Here is a 4,949-nt window from a genome sequence, read left to right on the forward strand (position 1 = left end):
CGCGTCCTGAAGGAACTGCAAAGCCTTCTCGCCGCATGGCTCGGTTACTGCCCCCACTGCCGACAACGCGCCCCGACCTAACTAAGTACTACTAGCTGGTGAATCCGTTACTTTCGAGCCACGCCGCTGCAGCGTCACGGGCGCTGCGCTTTGCCTCGCCGGAAACCTCTTCGTTGAGTTGGATGAGGTCGTCGGTGGTCAGTTGGCGGGAGACTTCGTTGAGCACCTCGGCTGCTTCGGTGTCGACGCGGTCTTCCTGGATGAGGGGCACTACCTGTTGGGCGGCAAAATTATCCTTCGGGTCTTCCAGAGTGATCAGATTGTGCTTCGCGATCAGCGGCGAAGTGCTGAAAACATTTGCCGCCTGGATCTGGTCTTCGAGCAGCGCCCCGACGGTGACGGGTCCGCCGGAGTCATTGATGGGCACGAATTCCTTGGGCACACATCCGTACGCTGCCTTAAGTCCGGGAAGTCCCTGGGGCCGCTCCTCGGCTTCGGGCGGCATGCCCAAGGCAATACGGTCACAGACCTTCCCGAGATCGGCGAGGCTCTCCAGATCGTATTCTTCCGCGGTGGCCTGCGTGACCACGATAGAGTTCTTGTTCTCGGCCGCTGCCGGTTCCAGCACGGCCAGGCCGGCAGGCAGCTCCGCGGGCAGAGCCGCCATCACGTCTTCAGCGCTGACTGCCGTCGCTTCAGGGTCCGCGTACCGCAGCAGGTTGCCGCTGTAATCGGGAACAAGATCGATGGATCCGTCCTGCAGCGCCCGGACGTAAACTTCCCGGGAACCGATGGACAACTTGGTAGTCGCCGGAACACCGGCCGCATTCAAGGCACCAGCATAAATTTCTGCCAGCGTCTCGTTTTCCGGAAAATTCGCGGAGCCCACCACTAAAGCCCCGTCGCCAGGACCGGAGGCTTCACCGCCGTCGAGAGGGTTCGACGTTGCGCCACAGGCTGTCATCGCCAGGACGGCCAGCGTTCCTGCCGCCGAGGCGGCCCAATGTTTGGAGACTGCTCGCATGTTCATGTTCCTTTTCGGTGATTCAGAAAGTGATGGAGAGCTGATCTGCGCCAATCGCAGGAACGCTTGACGCCGCGGGGTAAGCCACAGCATCAAGCGTTGTCGCAGAAAGGCCGTTTGTCAGGGAGCGGGTACCGCGGGGAGGTCGAGATCGGTTCCGGCGTAGTGGTTGAAGTAGTTGGTGAAGAGGTTAGCGGCAATGTGGGCGAATGCTTCGGTTAACTCTTCGTTGCTCCAGCCGGCGTCCAGAGCGGCCTGCCATGCGGGGTCTGAAACGTCGCCGGCCTTGGCGGCTGCTTCGCGGGCCACTTCGGTGATGGCGGCAATTTTCGGATCGAAATCCACTTCTCCGGCGCGGACGGCAAGGATCTGCTCGTCCGCCAGACCGGCCTTGCGGGCAGAAAGTGTATGGGCGGCCTGGCAGTAGTCGCAGCCGTTCTGATTGCCTACTGCCAGGGCGATGGCTTCCTTGGTCTGTGCGTCGAAGGAGCCGTGGGAGTCAATGGCCTCCGAGAGTCCGTTATAGGCAGCGATCACTGTGGGCGAATGAGCCATGCTGGCGTGGATGTTGAGGAACTTGCCCATCCGTTGCTCCAGCTTGGCGGCTATTTCCTTGGAAGCTTGAGGTGCGGAGTCGATGGTGTGTACGGGAATACGGGGCATCCTTGTTCCTTTGGTTGATCGGACAGACTTTGTTGGGTTGCTGTTAATGGAGGTTTCGCGCAGCTGCCTGGAGCGCAGCTGTATCGAGGATGGTGATGCGGCCGCGGGTCTGCCTGATGATGCCTTTCGCTGCGAGTTCGCCCAACGTTTTGCTGGTTGCCTCCCTGGTGGCACCGAGCAGCCCAGCGATCTGCTCGTGGGTGAGCCGGATGGATCTGGTCTGTCCGAACCTGCTGCTTCGGGTTGCTGTGGCGAGCGTCAGCAGGGTGGAGGCGACCCGGGCCGGCAGAGGACGCAGTGCCAGATCGGTGAGCCGTTCCTCCAGACCGGCGACTTGCTCGCCCAGCAGACGGGAGATCCGCAGGGCTATCCGGGGGTCGGAAATCAGATAGCGCTCGACGTCCTCGACGCCGAGTTTGCAGATGGCTGAATCTTCGATGGCTTCGGCGTAGTTGTCGTACATGCGTTGACCGACCAGTAGCATTTCACCGAAGACGGCGCCGGGCTCAAGGATGGCCATGGTCAGGGCTTTGCCGTCTTCCGCGACTCTGAAAATGCGCACCCGGCCGGACTTGAGGATGAAGAGCGCGGTAACCGGCTGCGACTGGCTGAAAACCAGTTCGCCGCGGCGGAACATGCGGGCCGGCGCCATCATGTCCATGGCATGCATTTCTTCCGGCGTGAGGTCGGCGAAAAGATCCACCTCGTTCAGGCAGCTGAAGGGGTCATCCGGCCCAGCCATCAGCGGGTATGGCTCGCGTTCACGCGGCGACCAGGGCTGGGAGCCGCCAGCGGCGGCTTCCAGCCTCTTTTCCCAGTCATTGTTCATGTGCCGGCTTCAGGACACGCACTGCGACGAGTGCCAGGACCAGGCCATAGACCAAGTGGCCCATGAGGGAGAGCATAGCCATTGCATCCATGGTGAAGAGCGGCATTCCGAGCATCAAGGGCATGATGACCAGCGGGCCGAGTACCCACCAGAGGGCGCCGTAGGCGAGGCCGATCAGTACCGAGATCACCAGGTGGACGCCGACGCTTCGACCATCTGCACCGAAAGTGTAGGCCGACAGGTGATCGTTGTATGACAATTTCCGAAGCACGGACAGAGCAGCGCGGATTTTCTGGAGTGACACCTTGGCGCGAAGAAAGGCTATGGCGCGAAGCGCCATAAGGTCCCGGTAGGAGTATTGCAATGCCCCTGCCTCCGAATCCGGAAGCTCCGGCTCGAAGATCCCCCTCTGCCGCCATCGGCGCAACTGGGGCACGGTCGTGCCGGTAAGCACTGCTGTCAGGCGCACGTCAAAGGCCATTTGTTCTTACCCCCATCCTGCTGCCATTGTGCATGTTCAGCTGCCAGCCTCTCGGGAGCCTCGCCGGTGACTCCCGGATTTCCTCGCCGCGCAGCCCTTCGTCGGCGGTCAGGCCCGGCGGGAGAGGGTGGCCACGGTTCCGTCCCACTCGTCGATGACGTAGCCGGCCCGGGTGATCTTTTCGCCGGCGTCGGTGCGGTTCCGGACCGCGGGTGCCAAGGTTTGAGTGCCTGTCTTCGCAAAGTCAGGCCCTGTCCGGTGACGGCCCGTCGTGCGGTTCCATACGGCATGCCCGAAGCTGGCGCCTTACTGCCCAAAAAGTGTGTTTGGCGCCCATTGCTTCCCCCAACAAGACCTCCCAGCGCGGCATGAACCCGCGGAGGGCATAGCTCAAGTTAAACGTTAATGCCGGAGGCTGTCAATGGCACTACGTGGCATTTGCAATACACATTTGAGCCGTTCGTATCGCCTCATGCGACGAATGCCGGAAACCAGACAAATCCCCCCAGTGCGTTCCTCCACCTGGCCACGCTTCGTGAGCGGACTACCGCAGGTCAGATGTTCGCAGCTACATGTTCCCGGAGGTACTCGCGGAGGTATGGCAGGGCGAAATCGACATAACCCCGGCGCGGAGAGTGAATCAGCTCGGCAGCGATCAGTCGAAGGCGGTACTGGCTCGCGTAGCTGACGTTCACTCCCATGCGTTCCTGGACGTCGGACATTTTCGATGGCCGGTCATCTTTCGCCATTGCCAGGAGGAAGGACTTGTCGATGTCCGAAGCGTCGGCCAGGGCAGGTTCATGGACGAGCGCGCCAAGGCGCCGCAGTGCCTTGGCGACACCCTGGTGCGCATCTTTGACGGAGATCTCCGCCGCGGAGGGATGGAGCCGCCACGTTTGTGCACCGACGAGTTGGATGAGGAAGGGGTAGCCGTTCGTCCCATCGGTCATCACTTGCAACGCCTCATTGGAGATCGTTCGCCCGGATGATTCGATCGGTTCCCGCAGCGCGCGGTCCACCTCGCTGCGGGTAACCGGCCCGAGTGTGTGGCGCTCGGCCCGGCGGAGGAAGGTGAGCACTTCATCGTTCATGACGTCGCTGATGGCCGAGGTGAGTCCTGCGCCGGCGAACGCGAGCTCGCGGCCTTCGCGGAATGAGTGCTGAACCGTGGTCGCAAGGTCCCGCAGTTCATGGATCTGGTTCTGGTGAATCTCATCGAGGGTGATCAGGAGGCCGGTTTCGTGTTCGGCGAGAAGGTCGGTAAGCAACTCAACCTGATTACGCAGCCCCGCTTCCGTGACGTGGGAGTCAATGGTTTCCCATGTGAGGGCTCCAAAGTTGAGAGGGCCGGTGATCCCCGTCAATTTGCGGCGCACCGCGTCCGGATCGAAACTGCGCAGCAGCCGGGGCAGATGCTGTCGGGTGATCCGGTTGATGAATCCGGGGGAGGCGGTCTCGCTGATCACGAGCCAGCCGCGTTCCCTGGTCCGGTCTTCGATGGCATTGAGCATGACGGTCTTGCCCGATCCACGCGCCCCTGTGTACAGGGTGGCGCGGCCGGAGGAGCCGGGGCCGTCTTCCAACGCTTCGACGAAGTCGTCGATCACGGCATCCCGGCCAACCAGGAGGGGAGGGCTGACGCCGAAGCTTGCGTGGAATGGGTTGCGCATAGGGACAGTCTACCGGACTCCTTTAGACTCTTTTAGACTTTTTAGACTTGTTTAGACTTTTTAGATTTGGTTAGACCCGCGGTCCAACGTTCGATTCGCGGGCGGGTGGAGAAAACCAGGCAGACCAGCAAGGCCGTACCTACTGCTGAAACTATTCACCGGCACTGGCGTGTCGTAGCGCGTGCACCTAGGAATGCGCTGAATAATTTTGGGGGGGTTTAAGGCGCGCCTGCTGGAATATTTTCCTGCCTCGTTAAGACTGGATTCATGCAAGGAGTTGAA

At 61.3% G+C, this 4,949-nt stretch carries 5 protein-coding genes; all 5 read right to left on the reverse strand.

Features of this window, described 5'->3' with window-relative positions; translation table 11 throughout:
- Positions 1-91: 91 nt before the first annotated feature.
- Positions 92-1,030 carry an ABC transporter substrate-binding protein gene (locus B0G38_RS22985; RefSeq protein ID WP_264671621.1) on the reverse strand — a complete coding sequence of 313 codons (939 nt, stop codon included), beginning with the start codon at positions 1,028-1,030 and terminating at the stop codon, positions 92-94.
- Between the two features lie 114 nt (positions 1,031-1,144).
- Positions 1,145-1,687, reverse strand: coding sequence for a carboxymuconolactone decarboxylase family protein (locus B0G38_RS22990; protein ID WP_264671622.1), 543 nt, complete (start codon positions 1,685-1,687; stop codon positions 1,145-1,147).
- A 43-nt stretch (positions 1,688-1,730) separates the two neighbouring features.
- Positions 1,731-2,516, reverse strand: a complete 786-nt coding sequence (locus B0G38_RS22995) for a Crp/Fnr family transcriptional regulator (RefSeq protein ID WP_264671623.1) — start codon at positions 2,514-2,516, stop codon at positions 1,731-1,733.
- Positions 2,506-2,997: a MerR family transcriptional regulator gene (locus B0G38_RS23000; RefSeq protein ID WP_264671624.1), complete on the reverse strand. Its 492-nt coding sequence runs from the start codon at positions 2,995-2,997 to the stop codon at positions 2,506-2,508. Before B0G38_RS23000 ends, B0G38_RS22995 begins: the two co-directional genes overlap by 11 nt.
- Before the next feature lie 554 nt (positions 2,998-3,551).
- Entirely contained in the window at positions 3,552-4,667 is a 1,116-nt protein-coding gene (locus B0G38_RS23005) for an ATP-binding protein (RefSeq protein WP_264671625.1), read from the reverse strand.
- Positions 4,668-4,949: the final 282 nt, after the last annotated feature.

This window comes from Crystallibacter permensis, assembly GCF_025960875.1.
In the GTDB taxonomy this organism is placed as follows: Bacteria; Actinomycetota; Actinomycetes; order Actinomycetales; family Micrococcaceae; genus Crystallibacter; species Crystallibacter permensis.